This window comes from Mesorhizobium marinum (assembly GCF_040813675.1).
Lineage (GTDB): Bacteria > Pseudomonadota > Alphaproteobacteria > Rhizobiales > Rhizobiaceae > Mesorhizobium_K > Mesorhizobium_K marinum.
In genome coordinates, this window is record NZ_JBFOCI010000005.1 from 383437 (window position 1) to 403401 (window position 19965).

The 19965-nt window shown below is 66.4% G+C and carries 22 protein-coding genes, 1 tRNA gene and 1 pseudogene; 14 read left to right on the top strand and 10 right to left on the bottom strand.

Translation table 11 applies throughout. The features are described from left to right. Positions 1-143: 143 nt before the first annotated feature. From ABUE31_RS17680 to ABUE31_RS17720, 9 genes are all read left to right on the top strand, one after another. Positions 144-803 (top strand): hypothetical protein, encoded by a 660-nt coding sequence (locus ABUE31_RS17680; protein WP_367725006.1) that lies wholly within the window; start codon positions 144-146, stop codon positions 801-803. Positions 804-836: 33 nt separating this feature from the next. Then, positions 837-1271 carry a DUF2948 family protein gene (locus ABUE31_RS17685; RefSeq protein ID WP_367725007.1) on the top strand — a complete coding sequence of 145 codons (435 nt, stop codon included), beginning with the start codon at positions 837-839 and terminating at the stop codon, positions 1269-1271. Between the two features lie 4 nt (positions 1272-1275). After that, on the top strand, positions 1276-2568 hold the full coding sequence (gene hisD, locus ABUE31_RS17690; RefSeq protein ID WP_367725008.1) for a histidinol dehydrogenase: 1293 nt from the start codon (positions 1276-1278) through the stop codon (positions 2566-2568). A 3-nt stretch (positions 2569-2571) separates the two neighbouring features. Further along, positions 2572-3057 carry a UPF0262 family protein gene (locus tag ABUE31_RS17695; protein ID WP_367725009.1) on the top strand — a complete coding sequence of 162 codons (486 nt, stop codon included), beginning with the start codon at positions 2572-2574 and terminating at the stop codon, positions 3055-3057. Further along, positions 3054-3512: an arsenate-mycothiol transferase ArsC gene (locus ABUE31_RS17700; protein ID WP_367725010.1), complete on the top strand. Its 459-nt coding sequence runs from the start codon at positions 3054-3056 to the stop codon at positions 3510-3512. The genes ABUE31_RS17695 and ABUE31_RS17700 overlap by 4 nt, the downstream gene beginning before the upstream one ends. 88 nt (positions 3513-3600) lie before the next feature. Next, positions 3601-3819, top strand: a complete 219-nt coding sequence (gene infA / locus ABUE31_RS17705; RefSeq protein ID WP_019172992.1) for a translation initiation factor IF-1 — start codon at positions 3601-3603, stop codon at positions 3817-3819. 36 nt (positions 3820-3855) lie between these two features. Then, positions 3856-4485 (top strand): Maf-like protein, encoded by a 630-nt coding sequence (locus ABUE31_RS17710; RefSeq protein WP_367725011.1) that lies wholly within the window; start codon positions 3856-3858, stop codon positions 4483-4485. 7 nt (positions 4486-4492) lie between these two features. Continuing rightward, the gene (gene yacG, locus ABUE31_RS17715; protein ID WP_367725012.1) at positions 4493-4705 is read left to right on the top strand and encodes a DNA gyrase inhibitor YacG; all 213 of its coding nucleotides are present in this window, start codon (positions 4493-4495) and stop codon (positions 4703-4705) included. Between the two features lie 150 nt (positions 4706-4855). Further along, positions 4856-4931, top strand: a tRNA-Phe gene (locus ABUE31_RS17720). A gap of 640 nt (positions 4932-5571) precedes the next feature. On the opposite strand, the gene ABUE31_RS17725 is transcribed toward ABUE31_RS17720, so the two are convergent. The 8 genes from ABUE31_RS17725 to ABUE31_RS17760 form a co-directional block, all read right to left on the bottom strand. Continuing rightward, positions 5572-6030 (bottom strand): SRPBCC family protein, encoded by a 459-nt coding sequence (locus tag ABUE31_RS17725; RefSeq protein WP_367725013.1) that lies wholly within the window; start codon positions 6028-6030, stop codon positions 5572-5574. Between the two features lie 51 nt (positions 6031-6081). After that, positions 6082-6939, bottom strand: coding sequence for an XdhC family protein (locus ABUE31_RS17730; protein ID WP_367725014.1), 858 nt, complete (start codon positions 6937-6939; stop codon positions 6082-6084). Between the two features lie 11 nt (positions 6940-6950). Beyond that, on the bottom strand, positions 6951-8159 hold the full coding sequence (locus ABUE31_RS17735; RefSeq protein WP_367725015.1) for a vWA domain-containing protein: 1209 nt from the start codon (positions 8157-8159) through the stop codon (positions 6951-6953). Beyond that, positions 8156-9031: an AAA family ATPase gene (locus ABUE31_RS17740; protein ID WP_367725016.1), complete on the bottom strand. Its 876-nt coding sequence runs from the start codon at positions 9029-9031 to the stop codon at positions 8156-8158. The genes ABUE31_RS17735 and ABUE31_RS17740 overlap by 4 nt, the downstream gene beginning before the upstream one ends. A 24-nt stretch (positions 9032-9055) precedes the next feature. Then, on the bottom strand, positions 9056-11476 hold the full coding sequence (locus ABUE31_RS17745; RefSeq protein ID WP_367725017.1) for an aerobic carbon-monoxide dehydrogenase large subunit: 2421 nt from the start codon (positions 11474-11476) through the stop codon (positions 9056-9058). Continuing rightward, positions 11473-11985 (bottom strand): (2Fe-2S)-binding protein, encoded by a 513-nt coding sequence (locus ABUE31_RS17750; RefSeq protein WP_367725019.1) that lies wholly within the window; start codon positions 11983-11985, stop codon positions 11473-11475. Before ABUE31_RS17750 ends, ABUE31_RS17745 begins: the two co-directional genes overlap by 4 nt. A gap of 13 nt (positions 11986-11998) precedes the next feature. Continuing rightward, positions 11999-12862: an FAD binding domain-containing protein gene (locus ABUE31_RS17755; RefSeq protein WP_367725020.1), complete on the bottom strand. Its 864-nt coding sequence runs from the start codon at positions 12860-12862 to the stop codon at positions 11999-12001. Positions 12863-13050: 188 nt separating this feature from the next. After that, positions 13051-14277, bottom strand: a complete 1227-nt coding sequence (locus ABUE31_RS17760; protein ID WP_367725021.1) for an MHYT domain-containing protein — start codon at positions 14275-14277, stop codon at positions 13051-13053. 127 nt (positions 14278-14404) lie between these two features. On the opposite strand from ABUE31_RS17760, the gene ABUE31_RS17765 reads away from it, so the two are divergent. Continuing rightward, a complete protein-coding gene (locus tag ABUE31_RS17765; protein ID WP_367725022.1) occupies positions 14405-14710 on the top strand; it encodes a putative sulfate exporter family transporter in 306 nt (101 codons plus the stop codon). A 685-nt stretch (positions 14711-15395) separates the two neighbouring features. Then, the gene (locus ABUE31_RS17770; RefSeq protein ID WP_367725023.1) at positions 15396-15836 is read left to right on the top strand and encodes a hypothetical protein; all 441 of its coding nucleotides are present in this window, start codon (positions 15396-15398) and stop codon (positions 15834-15836) included. A gap of 163 nt (positions 15837-15999) precedes the next feature. Here the strand turns inward: ABUE31_RS17770 and ABUE31_RS17775 are convergent, their stop codons facing one another. After that, positions 16000-16701, bottom strand: a complete 702-nt coding sequence (locus tag ABUE31_RS17775) for an MOSC domain-containing protein (RefSeq protein ID WP_367725024.1) — start codon at positions 16699-16701, stop codon at positions 16000-16002. Positions 16702-16954: 253 nt separating this feature from the next. Here ABUE31_RS17775 and ABUE31_RS17780 point away from each other — a divergent pair, with 253 nt between their 5' ends. Beyond that, positions 16955-17425, top strand: coding sequence for a nucleoside deaminase (locus tag ABUE31_RS17780; protein ID WP_367725026.1), 471 nt, complete (start codon positions 16955-16957; stop codon positions 17423-17425). 75 nt (positions 17426-17500) lie between these two features. Here the strand turns inward: ABUE31_RS17780 and ABUE31_RS17785 are convergent, their stop codons facing one another. After that, positions 17501-19231: a tetratricopeptide repeat protein gene (locus ABUE31_RS17785; protein ID WP_367725028.1), complete on the bottom strand. Its 1731-nt coding sequence runs from the start codon at positions 19229-19231 to the stop codon at positions 17501-17503. Positions 19232-19435: 204 nt separating this feature from the next. Here ABUE31_RS17785 and ABUE31_RS17790 point away from each other — a divergent pair, with 204 nt between their 5' ends. Both ABUE31_RS17790 and ABUE31_RS17795 read left to right on the top strand, forming a co-directional pair. Continuing rightward, entirely contained in the window at positions 19436-19690 is a 255-nt protein-coding gene (locus tag ABUE31_RS17790; protein ID WP_367725029.1) for a hypothetical protein, read from the top strand. A 36-nt stretch (positions 19691-19726) separates the two neighbouring features. After that, a pseudogene (locus ABUE31_RS17795) lies at positions 19727-19965 on the top strand (arylsulfatase); the annotation flags it as partial.

Genomic DNA, 19965 nt, shown 5'->3' on the forward strand with positions numbered 1-19965 from the left:
CGGAGCGGAACGGACGCGGACGGAAATCGCCGGACGGGCGGCCGCGAGGTCGCATGAAAATCTAGACTGGCGACCCCGCGGCTGCCCGTCTTCCCGGACTACCCATGACGCCCGACCGGCGAAGCCGTGTCTGATAGCAAGTCATGGGCAAGAACCACCTGCAAGGCCCGGCTCGGGTTCCGGGCGCGGCAACGGAGACGCTTGTGCATTCGCCAGGACGGAAAGACAAGAAGCCCGCTCCCAGCCGCTCGCGCCCCGACCAGTCGAGCCCCGCCCGGTCGCGCCTCGGCAACCCTTTTCCCGCCGGGCTGCGGCCCGTGCTGGTCGACGAGACCCTCGCCGCGGACACCGACGTGGAGGCGGCCTGGTCGCGAAACGACTACGCGCCGGGCGCGCCGCAACACTACCTTCATGTGCGGCCCGCGGCCGAATGGCCGCGCCTCGACCTCCATCTGGCCAGGCGCCGCCCGCACGAGACCGACGAGCAATATGCGATCTACCGGCGCTGCTTCGAGCGATTCACCTGCGCGCACGCCGTCTGGCTCGGCCTCTGCCAGCGGATCTGCACCGGTCTCGGCAACCACCGCGCGTGTCGCGAGGGCGCCTGCCGGCGAAACGGCGTTTGCGCCGGCGTCCGCGACCAGACGCGCTACTGGCTGCCGCTGCTCGTCTACCCGCCCTGCGTGCCGCTCGACCGCGAGATCATGGAAACCTACCGCGAGGAGATCAAGGCCGAGGTCAGGCGCCTGGTGGGACGGGATCAAGCGCCGCTCCCGGTTGCGCGCCCCGCAAAGACCGCCTAACTAGGCCGAAACCGAACCGACAGGCGCAAGGCCATGGACCTGCTCAAGCTTCTCGCCCTTGACGAGGAAGACCTGAAGATCGTCTCCGCCCATGTGCAGGACGCGGTGATGAAGGTCGGCGACCTCGACTTCATCGCGGCGTCCAGGCAGTTCGTGGTGCCGATGTACCGCTTCGCCTGGGAAAAGGATGCCAGCCTCGCGCAGCCGCAGCCCGAGCGCCGCAACAGCATGCTGCATTTCGGCCGCGTGCTTTCGGTCAAGCAGGCGGGCATAGCGCGCGGCAAGCCCGACGAGGTGCTGTCGCTGCTCGCCGTCACCTACGCCGCGACCGACGCGCCGGCAGGCACGATCGACCTCGTCTTCGCCGGCGGCGGCACGATCAGGCTCGACGTCGAGTGCATCGAGGCCAGGCTTTCCGATCTCGGCGGCGCATGGGGCGCTTCCGCCCGCCCCGCGCACAAGGACTGAACGCATGGCCGTCACGCTTGACCAGGCGCAACCGGATTTCGAGGCGCGCTTCGCCGCCCTGCTCGGCGCCAAGCGCGAGGCCTCGCCCGATGTCGAGGCGACCGTCCGCGACATCATCGCCCGGGTGCGCGCCGAGGGCGACGCGGCGCTGGTCGACTATACGAGGCGGTTCGACGGCGGCGACCTCGCCGCGCTCGGCATCGCCGTGTCGAAGGACGACATCGCCCGCGCCCACCAGGAAGCCGATCCCGCGACGGTCGACGCCCTGAAATTCGCGCGCGACCGCATCCGCTCGCACCACGAGCGGCAGATGCCCCGCGACGACCGCTACGTCGACGCGGCCGGCGTCGAGCTCGGCTCGCGCTGGACGGCGATCGAGGCCGTCGGCCTCTACGTGCCCGGCGGCACGGCGAGCTATCCGAGCTCGGTGCTGATGAACGCAATTCCAGCCGCGGTCGCCGGCGTCGAGCGCATCGTCATCGTCGTGCCGGCGGCGCGCGGCGTCATCAACCCGCTGGTGCTGGTCGCCGCCGACCTCGCCGGCGTCACGGAAATCTATCGCGTCGGCGGCGCCCAGGCCGTCGCCGCGCTCGCCTACGGCACCGAGACGATCCGCCCGGTGGCCAAGATCGTCGGGCCGGGCAACGCCTATGTGGCGGCCGCCAAGCGCCAGGTGTTCGGAACCGTCGGCATCGACATGATCGCCGGTCCCTCGGAGGTGCTCGTCGTCGCCGACCGCGACAACGACCCGGAGTGGATCGCCGCCGACCTCCTGGCGCAGGCCGAGCACGACGTCTCGGCGCAGTCGATCCTGATGACCGACGACGCCGGTTTCGCCAGGCAGGTCGAGGCGGCCGTCGAGCGCCAGCTGAAGTCGCTGGGGCGCGCCGAAACGGCGGCCGCGAGCTGGCGCGACTTCGGCGCCATCATCCTCGTCGACGATCTCTTCGCCGCGACCCCGCTTGTCGACCGCATCGCCGCCGAGCATCTCGAACTCGCCGTCGCCGACGCCGAGGGGCTGCTTGCCAGGATCCGCAACGCCGGCGCCGTCTTCCTCGGCCGCCACACGCCCGAGGTGATCGGCGACTATGTCGGCGGTTCGAACCACGTCCTGCCGACCGCGCGCTCGGCGCGCTTCTCGTCGGGGCTGTCGGTGCTCGACTTCGTCAAGCGCACCTCGGTGCTGAAGCTCGGGCCCGAGCAGCTGCGCGCGCTGGCGCCCGCGGCGATCGCGCTCGCCCGGGCCGAGGGCCTCGACGCGCATGGCCGTTCCGTCTCCATCCGTCTCAACATGTAAACCATGACCGGGGCCGATCCGCAGCGCGCGCGCCTGATCGACGTCGAACTCGACGACACGATCGGCCGCTCGACGCCGGATGTCGAGCACGAGCGCGCCGTCGCCATCTTCGACCTGATCGAGGAGAACAGCTTTCGCCCGGTCAACGACGCCGGCGAGGGCCCCTACCGGCTCAAGCTGTCGCTGGCCGAGTCGCGGCTCGTCTTCTCCGTGACCCGCGAGAACGGCGATGAGGTCGTCACCCACATCCTGTCGCTGACGCCGTTCCGTCGCATCGTCAAGGACTACTACATGATCTGCGAGAGCTATTACGACGCGATCCGCAGCGCCACGCCGTCGCAGATCGAGGCGATCGACATGGGCCGCCGCGGTCTTCACAACGAGGGTTCGCAGACCCTGCAGGACAGGCTCGCGGGCAAGATCGACGTCGACTTCGGCACCGCCCGGCGGCTGTTCACCCTCGTCTGCGTGCTGCACTGGCGCGGATGACCACGGCATCCCGCCTGCCCCGCTCGGTGCTTTTCCTCTGCGGCATGAACGCGGTGCGCTCGCCGGTGGCCGAGCGTCTGGCGCGCGCGGCGCTGCCGCGCTCGACCTTCGTCGCCTCGGCCGGCGTGCATGTCGGCGAACCCGACGGCTTTGTCGACGCGGTTCTCGCCGAAGCCGGATTTGACGTCGCCGAGCGCACGCCGCGCACGCTCGACGATCTCGAGGACGACTATTTCGACCTGATCGTGACGCTGTCGCCCGAGGCGCATCACGCCGCCCTCGAGCTGACCCGGACGCTTGCCGTCGACGTCGAGTACTGGCCGACGGCCGACCCGACGGCGACGCAAGGGTCGCGCGAGCAGAAGCTGGCGGCCTACCGGGACATGCTCGATCGGCTCAAGGCGCGCATCGGCGAACGTTTCGGTCCGCTACCGGTCGGGGCCGGCGGGCATTAAGCTTGTTCACAAAGCCGCGACAATCATATAGGTTCCGCGCAAATTCCGGACGGGGCGCCGGAAAATCTTGTCCAAACGAAGGTAAAGAATGCCGAAGGAAGAAGTCCTTGAATTCCCTGGAACGGTCACCGAGCTGCTGCCCAACGCAATGTTCCGGGTGAAGCTCGAAAACGAGCATGAGATCATCGCTCACACGGCCGGCCGCATGCGCAAGAATCGCATCCGCGTGCTGACAGGCGACAAGGTACTGGTCGAGATGACCCCCTACGACCTGACCAAGGGCCGCATTACGTATCGCTTCAAGTAGGCACGGGTCCCACCTCGGGTCTGATCAGGTAACCGGATGAGCGTTTTCCAGAAGCTTGTGCTTGCCTCGGGCTCGGCGCGCCGCATCGAGCTTCTGCAGCAGGCGGGCATCGAGCCCGACCGGCTGCTGCCGGCCGACATCGACGAGACGCCGCAGCGCTCGGAGCACCCGCGTTCGCTCGCCAAGCGGCTCGCCCGCGAGAAGGCCGACAAGGCGCTCGCCTCGCTGAAGAGCGAGGCCGACTACCAGCCCTCCTTCGTGCTCGCCGCCGACACCGTGGTCGCGCTGGGACGGCGCATCATGCCCAAGGCCGAGATGATCGACGAGGCCTCCAACAGCCTGCAGTTGCTGTCGGGCCGCACCCACCGCGTCTATTCCGGCGTCTGCCTGGTCACCCCGTCCGGCAAGGTGCGCCTGCGGCTGGTCGAGAGCCGCGTGCGCTTCAAGCGAATCGGCCGCGAGGAACTCGAAAGCTACCTCGCGTCCGGCGAATGGCGCGGCAAGGCCGGCGGCTACGCCATCCAGGGGCTTGCCGGCACCTTCGTCGTCAAGCTGGTCGGCTCCTACTCCAACGTCGTCGGCCTGCCGCTCTACGAGACGGTGGCGCTGCTCAACGGCGACGGCTACCAGGTGCATTTCAATTGGCTGTCCGGGGCGCGGGGATGACCGTCCGGTGACCGAGGGCGGTGCGACCGTGACCCCGCTGAGGCCGAAACGCCCCTGCCCCGAATGCGGCCGGCCGTCGACGCGCGATGCCTATCCCTTCTGCTCGGCGCGCTGCAAGGACGTCGACCTCGGCCGCTGGCTGACCGGCGCCTACGCCATTCCGGTGCGCGAAGAGGACGACGAGGACGGCGCGCCCGAAACCGACGCGCGGGACGCCTGACTGGGACCGAAACGCCGGCGTCGGCCGGCGGCGTCAAATTCCCTTCAAAGGCCGCTGGACAGCCCGAATTCCCGTGCTATAACGCACCCGCTTTCCGAGAGGCGATGCGCCTCCGGACATCTCGGCGGCGCCGGTCGCGGAGACAGAAAAGCCCAGGTAGCTCAGTTGGTAGAGCAGCGGATTGAAAATCCGCGTGTCGGTGGTTCGAATCCGCCCCTGGGCACCATTCCAACATATTGTCCTATTATCCGGTTGCGCGGTCATGTCGTTGCGCCGATTTTCCGGTTTGACGGTCTTCGCAGCCTAGTTTGACTGCTTTTTTTTCGACACCGGTTCATGTCGGCGTCGAAATCCTTGGCCACGTCCGACAGCTTCCGCGTCTTGCTTGCACGCTTCGAACAAAGCCGCGCCGTCGCCCCGACTTTTTCTGAGAGCATGTCAGGCACTATGCGGCCGTCGCAGCCCGTCTGTGCGAGGGTGTGGGCGCATAGCGACGGTCTCGACGCTCAGCCTCGGTCTCGATCCGAAATTCTGAACCCAACTGAGAATCCGGTCGGCTGGCCCCTTGGTCCAACTCGTCGCGAGGCCCCTCGACAATGACGCCAGTCTGCCAGCTTTCTTCCCCGCAGGGGATCATCCATTGGGGCGACATCTGCGACTTGGTGAACAGCCACAAGGGGGCCGACAGCGGCCCCGCGCCCTTTGTGGCGATCGACTTGCAGAAGCGAACGACCTCTCGCGGGCGGGCAGCGACATCGCAAGGCCGCTCGATTGAATGCGTGCGCCGCCTCGCTGCCGAAGGATCGGCACTTCGGCAGCGCCGTCTCGCCGCCTCACGTCGATATACGTACCGCCAGATTGTCTGTTCACGCCGAGGCGGTTTGATGGGACAATTGGTTGGCAAGGTTGCTGAAGAACTGCTGGGCGAGCTTGCGGGCCGTGGAATCGATCAGCCGGCTACCGAGTTGCGCGATCTTGCCGCCGACGTCCGCCTTGACGGTGTAGCCCAGCAGGGTGGCGCCGACATCATCCTCGGCGAGATGAACGTCCGCGCCGCCCTTGGCGAAGCCGGCGATGCCGCCCTTGCCCTCGCCTGATATCGTGTAGGAGCGCGGCGGATTGAGGTTGGAGAGTTCGACCGCGCCTTCAAAGGTCGCCTTGATCGGGCCGACCCTCAACACGACCGTCGCCGTCATCTGCGTGTCCGACTGTTTCTCCAGCTTCTCGCAGCCGGGGATGCAGCGCTTCAGGATCTCGGGGTCGTTGAGCGCGCGCCACACCGCCTCGATCGGGGCCTCGACCCGTTCCTGTCCGCTCATGTCCATGTCGTAGTGCCTTTGCTTCGTAGTGTTCCGACTATTCCGGACGGAAGACCGCTACCCGCTCTTCCTGGAACTGCCCTGGGGTTCCCGAGGCGCTTCGCCGCGCTGGCCGGCCCGGCGCACGACGACGATCTCGGCGAGGATGGACAGCGCGATCTCCTCCGGCGTTATGGCCCCGATGTCCAGGCCAGCCGGTGCTTTCACCCGGTCGAGCGCTTCGGCTGCGACGCCCGCGCCGGCGAGCGACTGACGCAGCGCCGCCATCTTGCGGCGGCTGCCGACGAAACCGTGATAGCCGGCCTCGATGCCGAGCGCCGCCCTGAGCGCCGCCTCATCGCCCTTGCCCTGTGTGGAGACGACGACGAAACGCTGCGCCGATTGCGGGGCGCCGATGCCGAAGCCGTCGACGAGGCGGTCGGCTTCGGGCATTTCCGCAAACTCGCCAAATGGCGCGGCAAGCGTCACATGGAAGCCAAGCTGCCTTGCCTGCCCGGCCAGCGCCAGCGCCACCGGGCTCGAGCCAAGCACGACGAGCGAGGGTCTCGGCAACATGGGCTCGACGAAGATGTCCATCGTGCCCTGGCTCGGACACATGTTCTTCGCGAACTTCACGCCTGCACGCTGCTCGCCCGGCTTGACGCCGAGCTCGTCGAGCAGGTCCTCGGGCTGTATGGAGATGAGGCGCGACCTGCCGTCGGCAAGCGCCTCGCGCGCAGCCTTCAGCGTCGCTCCGCGCGCGCAGCCGCCGCCGATCCAGCCGGCTTCCACGCGACCGTCCGGCCTTATGATCGCCTTCGCGCCGGCCTTGGCGGCCGTCACCGAGACGGTGCGCACCACCGTCGCCAGAACGAAAGGTTCGTCCGCCGCCTTCAGACGCGACACGAGATCGAGAACGTCGACATGGGCGGTCATCTTCGCCTCCGTCACAGTTTCGCCAGATACGGTTCGAGCGCGGCCAGGCTTTTCAGCGTGTGCGCAGGCGCCAGCATGTCGACATGCGGCAGCGCCGCCTTCATGCCGGCGGCTTCGGGTGCGTAGCCGTCCCAGCCCATCATCGGATTGAGCCAGACGATGCGCCGGCAGCGGCGGGCAAGCGCCTTCATCTCGCGGCCCAGGAGTGCTGCGTCTCCCGTCTCGTAGCCGTCGGAGACGATCATCACGCAGGTGCGCGAATGGATGACCCGCGCCGCGTGCCAGCGGTTGAACGCGGCGAGGCTCTCGCCGATTCTGGTGCCGCCGCCGGCACCCTGCGCGAGCATGGACAGCCGGTCGAGCGCGCGTTGCGCGTCGCGCTCCTTCATCGCATCCGACACATGGGCAAGCCGCGTGTGGAAGAGAAACGCCTCCGCTTCGCGGAACTCGTCGAGCACGCCGTGGATGAAGCGCAGGAAGGCGCCCGTATACATGCTCATCGAGCCCGAAGCGTCGAGCAGGATGACGAGGCGGAGCGGCTTTTCCTTGCGCCGCCGCATCACCAGACTGATCGGAACGCCGCCATGGCTGATGTTGCGATGTATGGTGCGGCGGAGATCGAGCCGGTAGCCCCGACGGCGGGCAAGGTCGCGGCGCGTCAGTCGCGTGCGCATGACGCGAGCAAGCCGCGCCGCGACGGCATGGGCCTCGGCGATTTCAGCCGGATCGGAGAGTTTGCGGAAATCCGTCTCGGCGATGGTCTCCGCGCGCGAGGCTCCCTCGGCGCGTCCTTCGCCGGAACGCTCGTGTTGGCCCGCATCGTCATCCGTCGCGGCCTGATCGAGGGTGCTTCCGGCGCCTTGCTGCGCCTTGTCCTGCGCGATGCCTTTCGTGGCAGGGTTGTTGGCGTTTGCCGGCGCACCCGACGTGGCGACGCGCGCGCGGACGCGCCGGCCGAGCCAGAATGCATCGAAGATGCCGTCGAATTTCTCCCAGTCCGCCTTCCGAGCCGAGAACAGATGCTTGAAGGCCGAGCGCAACAGGCCGGGCTTCTCCCCATAGCCCTCGGCGAGAAGGGCTGCCGCATCCTGTCCTTCGCGCGACCCGACCGCGAAGGAAGCGTCGCGCAGCGTGCGCAGGAAGGCCGCGAGCTTTCCGGAGACGAGGCGGGAGACCTCGTCCATCTCGTCAAGGGTCGGAGGCGTGCCGCAGCAGCTCATGCGACCTTCCCCAGGATGCGTCGGGTGACCTCGGGCGTCAGGCGAGAGCGATCCTCATGCGTCTTGACGAGGCACATCAGCGTTTCCTGCACGATTTCCGGACGGTCGTGCAGATCGGCGACATCCAGCCCGACCAGCGCCGCTGCCCAGTCCAGCGTCTCGGCGACGCCGGGAACCTTGCGCAGATCCTCCTTGCGGATCCGTCCCACCATGCGGGCAACCTGCAGCGAGAGCGCCGCGCCCGCCCCGGGGATACGCGCCATGACGATGCGCGCCTCACGTTCGACGTCCGGATAGTCGACGTAGTGATAGAGGCAGCGCCGGCGCAACGCGTCGGAGAGCTCGCGCGTGCCGTTGGAGGTCAGCACGACATGCGGGATCGCCCGCGCCGCGATGGTGCCCAACTCCGGGATCGATACCTGCCAATCCGACAGGAGCTCGAGCAGGAAGGCCTCGAATTCCTCGTCGGCGCGGTCGATCTCGTCGACCAGCAGCACCGGCGGCGTGTCGCGGCGGATTGCCGCCAGCAGCGGTCGCTCCAGCAGGTACTTTTCGGAGAAGACCTGCTCCTCTATGCGGTCGGGATCGCTGCCCTTGTGCGCCTCGATGGCGAGCAGCTGGCGCTGGTAGTTCCACTCGTAGAGGGCTGCCGACTGGTCGAGCCCCTCGTAGCATTGCAGCCGGATCAGTTCGGCGCCGTGCACGGCGGCAAGCGCCTTGGCGACCTCCGTCTTGCCGACACCGGCCTCGCCTTCAAGCAGGAGTGGCCGCTTCAGGAGCTGCATGATCGACAACGCCGTCGCCAGCTCGCCGTCGGCTATGTAGCCGGCGGCGGCAAGGCGGACTGCGATCTCGTCGCGCGACAGGGTCATGGCACAATCCCGCGGTCGCCCCCCTCAGGCCATCGCCCCCAGTTCCTTCGCCGCCTTCCAGTTGCGCCAGAAGTCGTGCGGCATCTGGATGTGGGTCGAGCCAAGGAAAGAGAATGCGTCGTTGACTGCGTTCGAGAAGCAGGGCACGCCGCCGACATTCGGACTTTCGCCGACGCCCTTCGCCCCGATCGGATGGTGCGGCGAAGGGGTCACCGTGTAGTCGGTCTCCCACTTCGGCGTCTCCACCGCGGTCGGGATGAAGAAGTCCATGAACGAGCCGGTGGTGACGTTGCCGGTCTCGTCATAGGCGATCTCCTGGCCCATCGCGATGGCGAAGGCCTCGGTCAGCCCGCCATGCACCTGGCCCTCGATGATCATCGGGTTGATCCGGGTGCCGCAATCATCCAGCGCATAGAAGCGACGGACCTTGTAGACGCCGGTGTCGACATCGATGTCCATGACGCAGATATACGCGCCGAACGGATAGGTCATGTTGGGAGGATCGTAGTAGCTCACCGCCTCCAGGCCGGGCTCCAGGCCCGGCGGCGGCGAGTTGTACGCGATCCAGCAGATGTCCTTCATGCCGAGGAACTTTTCCGGCAGGCCCTTCACCCTGAAGCCGTCGATGTCCCACTCAAGGTCGTCCTCGTGGACCTCGAGCTTGTAGGCAGCGATCATCTGCGCCTTGGCCTTGATCTTGCGCGCCGCCATGGCGATCGCCGCGCCCGCCACCGGTGTCGAGCGCGAGCCGTAGGTGCCGAGCCCATAGGGCGCGGTGTCGGTGTTGCCTTCCTCGACCATGATGTCGTCGGCCGGGATGCCGATCTCGGTGGCGATGATCTGCGCCCAGGTCGTCTCGTGGCCCTGGCCCTGGCTCTTGGTGCCCATGCGGGCGATGCCCGCGCCGGTCGGATGCAGCCTGATCTCGCAGCTGTCGAACATCGCGATGCCGAGGATGTCGCAGTTCTTCGAAGGGCCGGCGCCGACGATCTCGGTGAAGAAGGAGACGCCGATGCCCATGATCTCGCGCGTCTCGCCGCGCTTGAAGGCCTCGCGCTTCGCCGCCTGCTCCTTGCGCAGTTCGGCATACCGCACCGTTTCCATCGCCTTCTTCATGGCGGTGGCGTAGTCGCCGGAATCGTACTCCCAGCCGAGTGCCGAGTTGTACGGGAACTGTTCCGGCTTGATGAAGTTCTTCAGGCGAAGCTCGGCGGGGTCCATTCCGAGCTTCTGGGCGAGAATGTCCATTCCCCGCTCGATGCAGTAGGCGGCCTCCGTCACCCGGAACGAGCAGCGGTAGGCGACGCCGCCCGGCGCCTTGTTGGTGTAGATGCCGTCAACCGCCAGATGCGCCACGGGGAAGTCGTAGGACCCGGTGACGATGTTCATGAAGCCGGCCGGCCATTTCGACGGGTCGGCGCAGGCGTCGAACGCGCCGTGGTCGGCGAGCACATGCACGCGCAGGCCGGTGACCTTGCCTTCCTTCGTGGCGGCGATCTCCGTCGTCATGTGATAGTCGCGCGCAAACGAGGTCGCGGTCAGGTTTTCGATGCGGTCCTCGACCCACTTCACCGGCTTTCCCGTGACGATGCTGGCGACCGCCGCGCAGATGTAGCCCGGATAGGCACCGACCTTGTTGCCGAAGCCGCCGCCGATGTCTGGCGCGATCACATGGATCTTTTGCTCCGGCAGCTTGGCGATCAGCGCTACCACGGTGCGGATGACGTGCGGCGCCTGGAAGGTGCCCCAGATGGTCAGTTCGCCCTTGATCTTGTCGAACGAGCAGACGCACTGGCAGGTCTCCAGCGGCGACGGATGCGTGCGGTGGTAGGAGATCATCTCCTTGATGGTGACGTCCGCCTTGCGGAAAGCGGCGTCGGTCAGGTCCTTGTCGCCGACCGTCCACTCGAAGATGTGGTTGTGATGGCGGCGGGGGCCGTGCGCGCCGGTCGTCTTGCCGGCGAGGTCCTCGCGCAATACCGGCGCGTCGGCATCGAGCGCGTGGAACGGATCGACCAGAACCGGCAGCGCCTCATATTCAACCTCGACGGCGGCAATGCCGTCGTCGGCCGCATAGCGGTCGGTGGCGACGACGAAGGCCACTTCCTGATTCTGGAACAGCACCTTGCCGTCGGCAAGCACCATCTGAACGTCGCCGGCGAGCGTCGGCATCCAGGCGAGATTGACGGTCTTCAGCGTCTCGGCGGTGATGACCGCCAGCACGCCGGGCACCTGCAGCGCCTTCTCGGTATTGATCGACTTGACGCGGGCGTGGGCATGCGGCGAGCGCACGAAGTCGCCATGCAGCATGCCGGGCAGCTTCACGTCGTCGACATAGTTGCCCTTGCCCTGGGTGAAGCGGATGTCCTCGACGCGCTTCCTCTTGCAGCCCATGCCTTCGAGCTTGGCTTCGCGCTCCTCGCGCGTAAGGGTCATGTCGTTCATTCCGCGGCCTCCTTGAATTCGACGCCGTTGATCTTGGCAGCCGCGTACTGGATTGCCCTGACGATGTTCTGGTAGCCGGTGCAGCGGCAGAGATTGCCGGCGATGCCGAATCGGATCTCCTCCTCGGTCGGGTTGGGGTTCTCCTGCAGCAGCCGGTGGGCGCGGGTGATCATGCCGGGCGTGCAGAAGCCGCACTGCAGGCCGTGCATCTGCCTGAAACCCTCCTGCAGCGCCGAGAGCGTGCCGTCGGCATTGGCGATGCCTTCGATGGTGGTGATTTCGGCGCCGTCCGCCTGCACGGCGAAGACGGTGCAGCTCTTCACCGACTTTCCGTCGAGGTCGACTGTGCAGGCGCCACAATGCGTCGTCTCGCAGCCGATATGGGTGCCGGTGAGATGCAGGTTCTCGCGGATGAAATGGACGAGCAGGGTGCGCGGCTCGACGAGGCCGTCGACCTCGACGCCGTTCACCTTCATGCTCACCTGGGTCTTCTTTGCCTGGGTTGCCATCGAAACTCCTCCCTCAGGCGGCCTTGGCCGCAGCGCGTTTCAGCGCCCGCTCGACCATGATGCCGCCGACATGCTTGCGGTATTCTGCCGGGCCGCGACCGTCGCCCGCCGGCGACATGATCGCGACGGCGGCGGCCGCCGCGTTCTTCAGCGCCGATGCGTCGAGAGCCGAGCCGATCACCGCCTGCGCCGCCGCTTCGGCGACGAGCGGCGTCTCCGACAGGTTGGTGAGGCCGATCGAGCAGGTGGCCACCTTGCCGCCGCTCATCGTCAACACAACCGCAGCGGCGGCAGTGGCGTAGTCGCCGACCTTGCGCTTCAGCTTCTCATAGGCGTAGCCGTGGCCGGCCGGCGGAACCGGGATCGAAACCGAAGCCAGGATTTCGCCGGGCTCGAGCGCCGTGAAATAGGCGCCCTGGTAGAAGTCGCGCGCGGCGACGTCCCGATCACCGCCCGGACCCTTCAGGCGATAGGATGCGCCGAGCGTCATCATGAGCGCCGGCATGTCGTTGCCGGGGTCACCATTGGCAACATTGCCGCCCAGCGTGCCGCAATAGCGCACCTGGGGGTCGGCGATCAGCAGCGCTGTCTCGTGCAGGATCGGCAGGGCGGAAGCGATGTCCGTGGAGGCCAACAGTTCATGCTGCGTTGTCATCGCGCCGATGACGACGGTGCCACCGTCGCGACGGATGCCCTTGAGCTCGCCGATGCCGGCGAGATCGACGAGATGCTCTGGCGTCGCGAGCCGGAGCTTCATCGTCGGGATCAGGCTGTGGCCGCCGGCAAGCGGGCGGGCCTCGTCGCCGAGATCGGCGAGCAGCTTGACGGCGTCCGCCAGCGTGCCGGGCCTGTGATAACTGAACTGGCCGGGGATCATGTTTCGGTTCTCCTCCCTCATGTTCGGCGCGGTTGTGGAGGCCGCGCAAACTCCTTGCGGGAGGCTGTTCCCGGTCTTCGGCAGGCGCAAGGCGGTGGCTTCGCAGCTGTCACGAAGACGCGGATTTCGCACGAAACGCGTTGTTCGCCGCACGAACTGCGGCAGGCCGGCTGACCTTTTGGGGAAGATCAGGCCTGGCGGCGCAGCAGGCCGAGGCGGGCCTTCAACTCGGCGATCCGGGCGCGGCTGACCGGAACGAGGTGCCGCGTCGGCCCGTCGAGTTCGACCACCGCGCCGTCGCCTTCGCGGCGGATCAGCGTGACATGCGGGATCGCGACGATGTGGCTGCGATGCACCCGCATGAAGCTGCCGGGGTCCAGTTGAGCCTCGGCTTCCGAGATCGACCAGGTGCACATGCGCTCGCGGCTGCCGTCACGCACCAGCGTGTAGTGGGCATCGGCCTTTATGCTGCGGATGTCGGCCGCATCGACGAAATGCGTGCCGTCCGCGCTTTCGACCGGCAGGCGGGCGGCATGCGTCGGCCGCGGCTGGCCGGCACCGCCTAGCGGCAGCGTCTTGTTCATGGGATGCGCGCGAAAGGAGGCGATGGCCGCGCCACCGGTATCTCCGTCGCTCGAACCGACCGCCACCGTTTCGCCGGGCAGCACACCCTGCCCCCCGCCGTGCACCATTTGCGCGCGCGGACGCGGATCCGGAACCAGGAACAGCAAGAAGCCGGCGATGATCAGGAAGCAGAGCAGCGCGACGATCAGTGCAAGCACCTGCGACGAGGCCACCAGCCCTCCCATTGCGTGACCGTCATGGCCTTCGCCCGGGATGAAGCGCATGCCGTACATGGCCGTGTAGTGCATGCCGGAGACGGCGAGCCCGAAAGCGACCGCGCTGAGCGCCAGCCTGGCGCCGCCGTGCCGGGCGAGGAAGATCCGCAGGCCGCCATAGGCGGTGCCGACCGCGATCAGGGCTGCCAGAGCGATCATCGCCTGCTCGTGCTCCAGCCGAAAGTCCCCCTGCAGCCCGTGTATGCCGACATAATGCATGGAGACCACGCCGATGCCGAGAAGCACGGCCGAGGAGATCAGGCGAGTGCTGGACGGGTCGCCGATGCCTACGAAGAAGAGCGAGACACCGACAACCAGCGCGCAGATGAGAAAGGAGACGACGGTCGGCAGGATGAGGTAGGAGGCGTCCGGCGGCAGGGGTGCTGCGAGCATACCGACGAAATGCATCGTCCAGATGCCGACTGCAAGGAAACACGCCGCGCCCGCGAGCAGGACGCGCCGGCTGGCGTGTGCGGCTCCGCGCAGGCGGGCTGCCAGCCCGAACCCTGTGTATCCTCCCAGAATCGCGATCACCACCGAGAGCGCGACCAAATAGGGATTGTGCCCTATAAACATCTCAGTACCGACCGGCGAGACTTCGATTTGTCCGCACGGCTCCTCCCTGAGGAAAGTTTACATTCGAAGACCTCATTTGCAATGCACATGCCCGCCTTGAAGCAACGTCAGTAGCGCTCAGCGAGAATTGGACGTCTCCAAGGCTCTGGCGTCGAAACACGCGCCTGGGCTCGACATGGCGGCGAAGCCGCTACCGCGCGTTGGCGTCGCTCTCCTAGGGGCAAAGATCAGCTTGTTGACCATCACGACCCTCGGGCCGGCTACGCCAGCCCTCGTCATCGCGTGCCTGATCGTCACGCTGGGGATTGGCTATGCGCCGGGTCGATGGCTAAATCTCGACAGGAACTTTGCACTGCTTCTGGCTGGCGCCGCTGCCATCTGCGGGGTATCCGCCACCCTTGCCGTCGCGTCCGTCCTGCCGGATTCGCGGTAGAAAGCCAGATGGACAGGCGTGACAATCATCACCGTGACGGTCCTCTCCACGATAGCCATGGTGAGCTATCCGACCCTACTAGGCTTTACACTCTGCGGGCAGACCCAGCCGTTGGATAGGTCGTCCGCTGACAAAAAGTGGCAAGCCCCCGCCTCTTGCAATCATCGCAAATAAGCAGATGCTGAAATTCGGCTGGGGGACGAGGAACCGGCCGGGCCCGGTTGCGAACCCACCCGTGACCCAGCAGCAACCGGGCCACCATCAACGGGGCTTCCGGATCAGGCAGAGGAGCCCGCCGCTGCTGGATTGTTCGATGCGGCGAGCCCCTCCTTCGTCGTCCGGAAAACGACCTGCCCACAGAATCTGCCTGCCCCGTTGCGGCTCCATGCTGCGGCACAATCGACTTGTAACGGCTGTGTTGCAGGTCGGACGCGAGGAAGATTTTCGGTCCTAGGATGGAGCATGCAGGGGGCTGGCGCTCGGCTCCCCCCACCGGGGTACAGAGATCGTCTTTCCACCCCCTTTCTATCCAAGCCCGTTTGCGGGCCGACGGTTTGGGGGCGAGCGCTTGCCGCAGGCACGGCCGCAAGTATGGCGCGCCGAGATTTGATGGGCTGCCGTTTCGGTACTAGAATAAACTGCGTTCGTTTCCTTACCGATCCCAACTGGAAGAGAGGAGACCAGCATGGAGACCGAGTTCAGGGAAGAAGCCGAAAGTCGTAAGGGCGGAAAATCCAAATCTGCGGTAATCCAATGCAACCAGATCAGTGGCGCGATCACCTGGAGAAACCGAAAATTCTCAATTTCTCTTTGCGCCGCTACGCCGCAGGCTGCCGCCCAGGCCATCACCAACACTCAGATCGAAGATGCGGTCAAGGCTGCGGTGCAGAACGCCATCCGCCTTGAATGCGCGGACGGCGAGGGCTGCGGCGACACACAGAGATGCCTTCTCGACGACGTACAGATCACTGGCCTCCAGCTTGTTCAACGTCCGTCAGCGGCTCGCTGTCGTCCCAATCCAGGCATGGCGTGCACGGAAGCCGGACAAAGTGGGTTTACGTGTGACGTGCGCGCCCATGTCCGCGCTCAACAACAATGCGCCTGCAAGGTGCCGGACGCGGACTGACCATAGCCCGCCCGTCACCGTGGGACTGCCCCATGCGCTCGAAGCGCCGCCTGCTGGCGACGTTTCGACCTGCGCGGTGTGAAACAGTCTAAGGCGGAATCAGGCGCGGTTCGCGAGGCATGCCGGAGGGCGAAGACGGACCGCCTACAAGAACGCTCGCTCGTCACGTCCCGGCGAGCCGGGGGGAGGTGTCTTCGACATAGCCCGGCATCGCCTTGCGCATAAAACCCTTGCGCCATGACGGCGACAGTTGCTCAAGGCCGGCCAGTCGCCCGGCGATCTCCGGATCGAGCTTCGGGTCGAAGCGGGCCGCGATCACCGCCGATAGCCGCCATTCCGGCTGCGGCCGCTCGACGAGCTCGACCGGGGCGCCCTCCTCCAAGTAGCCCTCACGCAGCACCCGATAGTACCAGCCGGTGCGGCCGGACCGCTGGAACTTTGCCGCCATGTCGGGCCGCTCCATATGGGCCGACAGCTTCCAGCATGGCTGGCGTCCCTGCGAAATCTGGACCGTCGCTTCGCCGAGGCGAAGGACATCGCCGATGCAAAGCTGCTCTTCGCTCAGGCCAACGGTGGAAACATTCTCGCCGAAGCCGCCCGGCGCGAAGCGGTCGCCGCGGTCGGGCATCTTCTCCCGCCAGAACGGATAGTGGTCGGCGGCATAGTGGTGCAGCGCCTTTTCCGGACCGCCATGAACGGCAAGATCGGCCTGCTCGTCGCCGCGCAGTCCGGTTCCGGCCAGCCAGACCCGGCCGCGGACCGGTGTCTTGGCGATGGCGCTTGCGGGTCTTCCCTGCCAGCGGGTTTCGACCTTGCCAACGAAGACAGGGCCCAACACAAGATCGGCAGGAAACGAATTTCTCATCATCATTCACCATTCGAGGCTCGCCGGCGGATCATCGCCGTGGCGGCCCGTTGCCGGCATATCTCCGAACCAGAACGGCATACTCCTCGAATTCGATCATGCCGGGATAGCCCACCGCCTGGTTTGCCGTGGTGCAGCGGCCGACGGACGGGCTCTCGCGGCGCGGAGGCATCCGCGCTATCTTCCCGTTGCAGGATGCGCCGGCGGGCGCGATGCGACCCGGCCGGCGTGCTCTTCGGTCTGGAGGCCCGTGATGACCCGTGAACAGATGCTGGCCCACCTGCGCGAGGCCAACGACGTTGCCCGCGAAGCCGCCGCCCATGGCCATCACCCCTTCGGCGCGGTGCTGGTCGGTCCGGCCGACCGCGTGCTCATGCGGCAGGGCAACATCGACACCGTGCATCACGCCGAAACCGAACTGGCGCGGCGCGCAGCCGCCGCCTACGAACCGGAATTCCTGTGGCGGTGCACACTGGTCACGACGGGGGAACCCTGCGCGATGTGCACGGGAACGCTCTACTGGGCGAACATCGGCCGGCTGGTCTACGGCTACGAGGAAGCCAAGCTCCTCGCGCTGACCGGCGACCACCCCGCCAACCCGACGATGAACCTGTCTTCCCGAACCGTCCTCGCATCGGGCCAGAAGGCGGTTGCGGTGGAGGGCCCCTTCCCGGAGATCGAGGACGAGTTGTTGGCGCCGCACCGCGATTTCTGGTCTCGCTAGCGGCGCGAAGGCAACCGGAGGAGCTTCGGCCCCAATCAGCGACGACGCCGCTGCGACAACGCGCCAAGTCTCTCCTCAGCTCGGCGACAGGCGCAAGGCGGCCTGCATCGCCGCGATGATCTCGTCGGTTGCCTGATGCCCGCGAAATCGGGCGATCGGGTCGTAGCCCGGGGTGATCTGGTTCATGCGCTCGATCGCCGCTGTCGCGGCCTCCCGGTTCCCCAGCAGTCCGTACGCCATGGCGACAAGCGACTGGCTGAGTGCCGAGCCATCGACGGCGCCGCGCTGCGCGAAGTCCAGCATGGCCTTTCCGTCGTTCTTCATGAGCCGATCGATCGCCATCAGGTGGTAGTAGGGAGGCGGGGGATTGACGGTCCTGTCGATGGCGCGCTCAAGCAGCGGAATGCCTTCCTCGAAGCGGCCGCGAATGGCCAGCCTCCAGCCGAGCTGATAGAGCGTATCCGGGTCATGCGGATTGATTTCCAGGGCCCGCCGGGCGTAGCGCTCGCTTTCGGCGTAGTTGCCCTGATAGTGGTTTATCACCGATAGAACCTTGGAGCCCAGCACGTTGCGCGGATCAATCTCGATGCTGCGCTGCGCCGCTTCGGCGCCAGTGCGGAAGTTCTTCGCCGGATCGGCGGGCAGGATGCTCAGTGCAGTCGATATGAAATGCAGGAACCCCAGCATCGCCCAGGCTTCGGCATAGTCGGGGTCGGTTCGCACCGCTTGTTCCATGCATGCGAGCGTCGATGGGTAGAGCGCCGGCGAATAGCTACGACGGAAATTGTAGCCCCGCAGCACGCACTCGTAGCTCGACTGGCTCAGCGTGCCGGGCTTCGGGATTGCCCTGGTGATCTCGGAACGGATGACGCCGTAGGGCTGGCCCAGCGCGGAAGCGATTCCTGCCGCAATCTCGTTTTGCATCAGCATCAGGTTTTCCGGCGCCAGTTCGCGCTCATAGGCGTCGGCCCACAAGACCTCGCCGGTTTCCGCATCGAGCAGGCGGGCGGCGACGTTGATCGACGAGGCGCCGGACCGCAACTCGCCCGCGACCACGTAGGATCCCTCCGGCTGCCTGCCGGGTTCGATCGAGGCTGCCGAGGCGTCTTGAGCGAAGCCGGCCTGCGGCGAGTAGATGCGGATGTCGGGAAACCGGTTGAGATCGGCGACGATCTGGCCGGCAATGCCTGCCGCCAGGAACTGGTCCTGCTTGTTGTCGTTCAGGACTTCGAAGGGCAGGACGGCAATCGTCGGCCTAGCCAGCCCGGCGCGGCCACTGTCGCTCCAGTGCGACCAGAGCCACAAGCCCGAAGCGACGGCGGCAAACGCCAGCGACGCGGCGCCCGCGATCCAATGCGCCCGCCGATCTGGTAGCCGCGCGTCGTCGCCGGTCCCGGAACCAGCCGGGACATTGCCCTCGCCCACCTCGACTTCACCTTGCTGGTCGACGATTTCAGGCACATATCGTCCGGTCGGAATGGCGATCCGCAGTGGATCGTCCCTGCCCTCGGACACGTAGTAGCTGTCGAGATCGTGGCGCAGCCTCCGCGCTTCCAGCCGAACCAGCGGGTCCGCATTGGGATCGAAATCGTCACCCCTGCCGAACACGCTGACGCCGATGGCGTAGCCCTTGATCTCATTGCCGCGACCGGCGAGCAGTTCCTCGACGACATAGGTCAGCATGCGCCGGCGCTGCGGCGTTGCCTTGAAGGCGGGGCTTTCGAGGACGCGCGCCAACTGCGCCCGGACCAGGTCCGGCGCGGGGAGGTCTTCGTCGGCAAGCACGGGCCGCTGCATCGATGCCATCAACTCTCCCGCCGCACGGAGTGCCATCCGATAGTAGACCGGCCCGATTGCCAATGGAACCGCACCGTAGCTTGCGGTCATTGGAGAAACGACCGCCGCCGGATGCGTCGATCCACCCGTTCCGCACGTGTTGCTACGGTACGAACGGAGACATTCCGTGCCAGGCGTCACAGGATTGCGACCGTGGCGGAGCAATGCCGACCGATGGACGATCTTGCCGCTGTCATAAGCCGGTTCCCTGAACACGAGTTCCTGGTGCGCCGGCTGCACGCGTCCAACGCCGAGTTCAGGACGCTGTGCGAGGACCACGCGCTGGCGGCAAGCGCTGTCGGCCGATGGAAAAACGACCGGAGCAGGTCGGAGCACTACCGCCTGCTGGTCGATGAACTGGAAAGCGAAGTTCTCGAATTCATCGAAGGAAGACATCCACATCAGGTCGGGAAACGCCCCGGCCACTGACCATCCCTCTAGACCGCAAACCGAAGGAGAAGAGGAATGCCCCTACGAACTTTTCTGACCGCGGCCACGGTGGCCACGGCCTTGTCGCTGACGGGGTTGGCGACAAGCGCCCATGCCCAGGATGCTTCGAAGCCGAACGTGCTTGTGATCTGGGGCGACGATATCGGCACCTGGAACATCAGCCACCGCAATCTCGGGATGATGGGCTACCGGACGCCCAACATCGACCGCATCGCGGCCGAAGGGCTCGCCTTCACCGACTACTACGCGCAGCA

Coding starts and splice junctions, on each gene's coding strand:
- ABUE31_RS17680 (WP_367725006.1), top strand. CDS start 144: ATGGGCAAGAACCACCTGCAAGGCCCGGCTCGGGTTCCGGGCGCGGCA.
- ABUE31_RS17685 (WP_367725007.1), top strand. CDS start 837: ATGGACCTGCTCAAGCTTCTCGCCCTTGACGAGGAAGACCTGAAGATC.
- hisD (WP_367725008.1), top strand. CDS start 1,276: ATGGCCGTCACGCTTGACCAGGCGCAACCGGATTTCGAGGCGCGCTTC.
- ABUE31_RS17695 (WP_367725009.1), top strand. CDS start 2,572: ATGACCGGGGCCGATCCGCAGCGCGCGCGCCTGATCGACGTCGAACTC.
- ABUE31_RS17700 (WP_367725010.1), top strand. CDS start 3,054: ATGACCACGGCATCCCGCCTGCCCCGCTCGGTGCTTTTCCTCTGCGGC.
- infA (WP_019172992.1), top strand. CDS start 3,601: ATGCCGAAGGAAGAAGTCCTTGAATTCCCTGGAACGGTCACCGAGCTG.
- ABUE31_RS17710 (WP_367725011.1), top strand. CDS start 3,856: ATGAGCGTTTTCCAGAAGCTTGTGCTTGCCTCGGGCTCGGCGCGCCGC.
- ABUE31_RS17725 (WP_367725013.1), bottom strand. CDS start 6,030: ATGGACATGAGCGGACAGGAACGGGTCGAGGCCCCGATCGAGGCGGTG.
- ABUE31_RS17730 (WP_367725014.1), bottom strand. CDS start 6,939: ATGACCGCCCATGTCGACGTTCTCGATCTCGTGTCGCGTCTGAAGGCG.
- ABUE31_RS17735 (WP_367725015.1), bottom strand. CDS start 8,159: ATGAGCTGCTGCGGCACGCCTCCGACCCTTGACGAGATGGACGAGGTC.
- ABUE31_RS17740 (WP_367725016.1), bottom strand. CDS start 9,031: ATGACCCTGTCGCGCGACGAGATCGCAGTCCGCCTTGCCGCCGCCGGC.
- ABUE31_RS17745 (WP_367725017.1), bottom strand. CDS start 11,476: ATGAACGACATGACCCTTACGCGCGAGGAGCGCGAAGCCAAGCTCGAA.
- ABUE31_RS17750 (WP_367725019.1), bottom strand. CDS start 11,985: ATGGCAACCCAGGCAAAGAAGACCCAGGTGAGCATGAAGGTGAACGGC.
- ABUE31_RS17755 (WP_367725020.1), bottom strand. CDS start 12,862: ATGATCCCCGGCCAGTTCAGTTATCACAGGCCCGGCACGCTGGCGGAC.
- ABUE31_RS17760 (WP_367725021.1), bottom strand. CDS start 14,277: ATGTTTATAGGGCACAATCCCTATTTGGTCGCGCTCTCGGTGGTGATC.
- ABUE31_RS17770 (WP_367725023.1), top strand. CDS start 15,396: ATGGAGACCGAGTTCAGGGAAGAAGCCGAAAGTCGTAAGGGCGGAAAA.
- ABUE31_RS17775 (WP_367725024.1), bottom strand. CDS start 16,701: ATGAGAAATTCGTTTCCTGCCGATCTTGTGTTGGGCCCTGTCTTCGTT.
- ABUE31_RS17780 (WP_367725026.1), top strand. CDS start 16,955: ATGACCCGTGAACAGATGCTGGCCCACCTGCGCGAGGCCAACGACGTT.
- ABUE31_RS17785 (WP_367725028.1), bottom strand. CDS start 19,231: ATGGCATCGATGCAGCGGCCCGTGCTTGCCGACGAAGACCTCCCCGCG.
- ABUE31_RS17790 (WP_367725029.1), top strand. CDS start 19,436: ATGGACGATCTTGCCGCTGTCATAAGCCGGTTCCCTGAACACGAGTTC.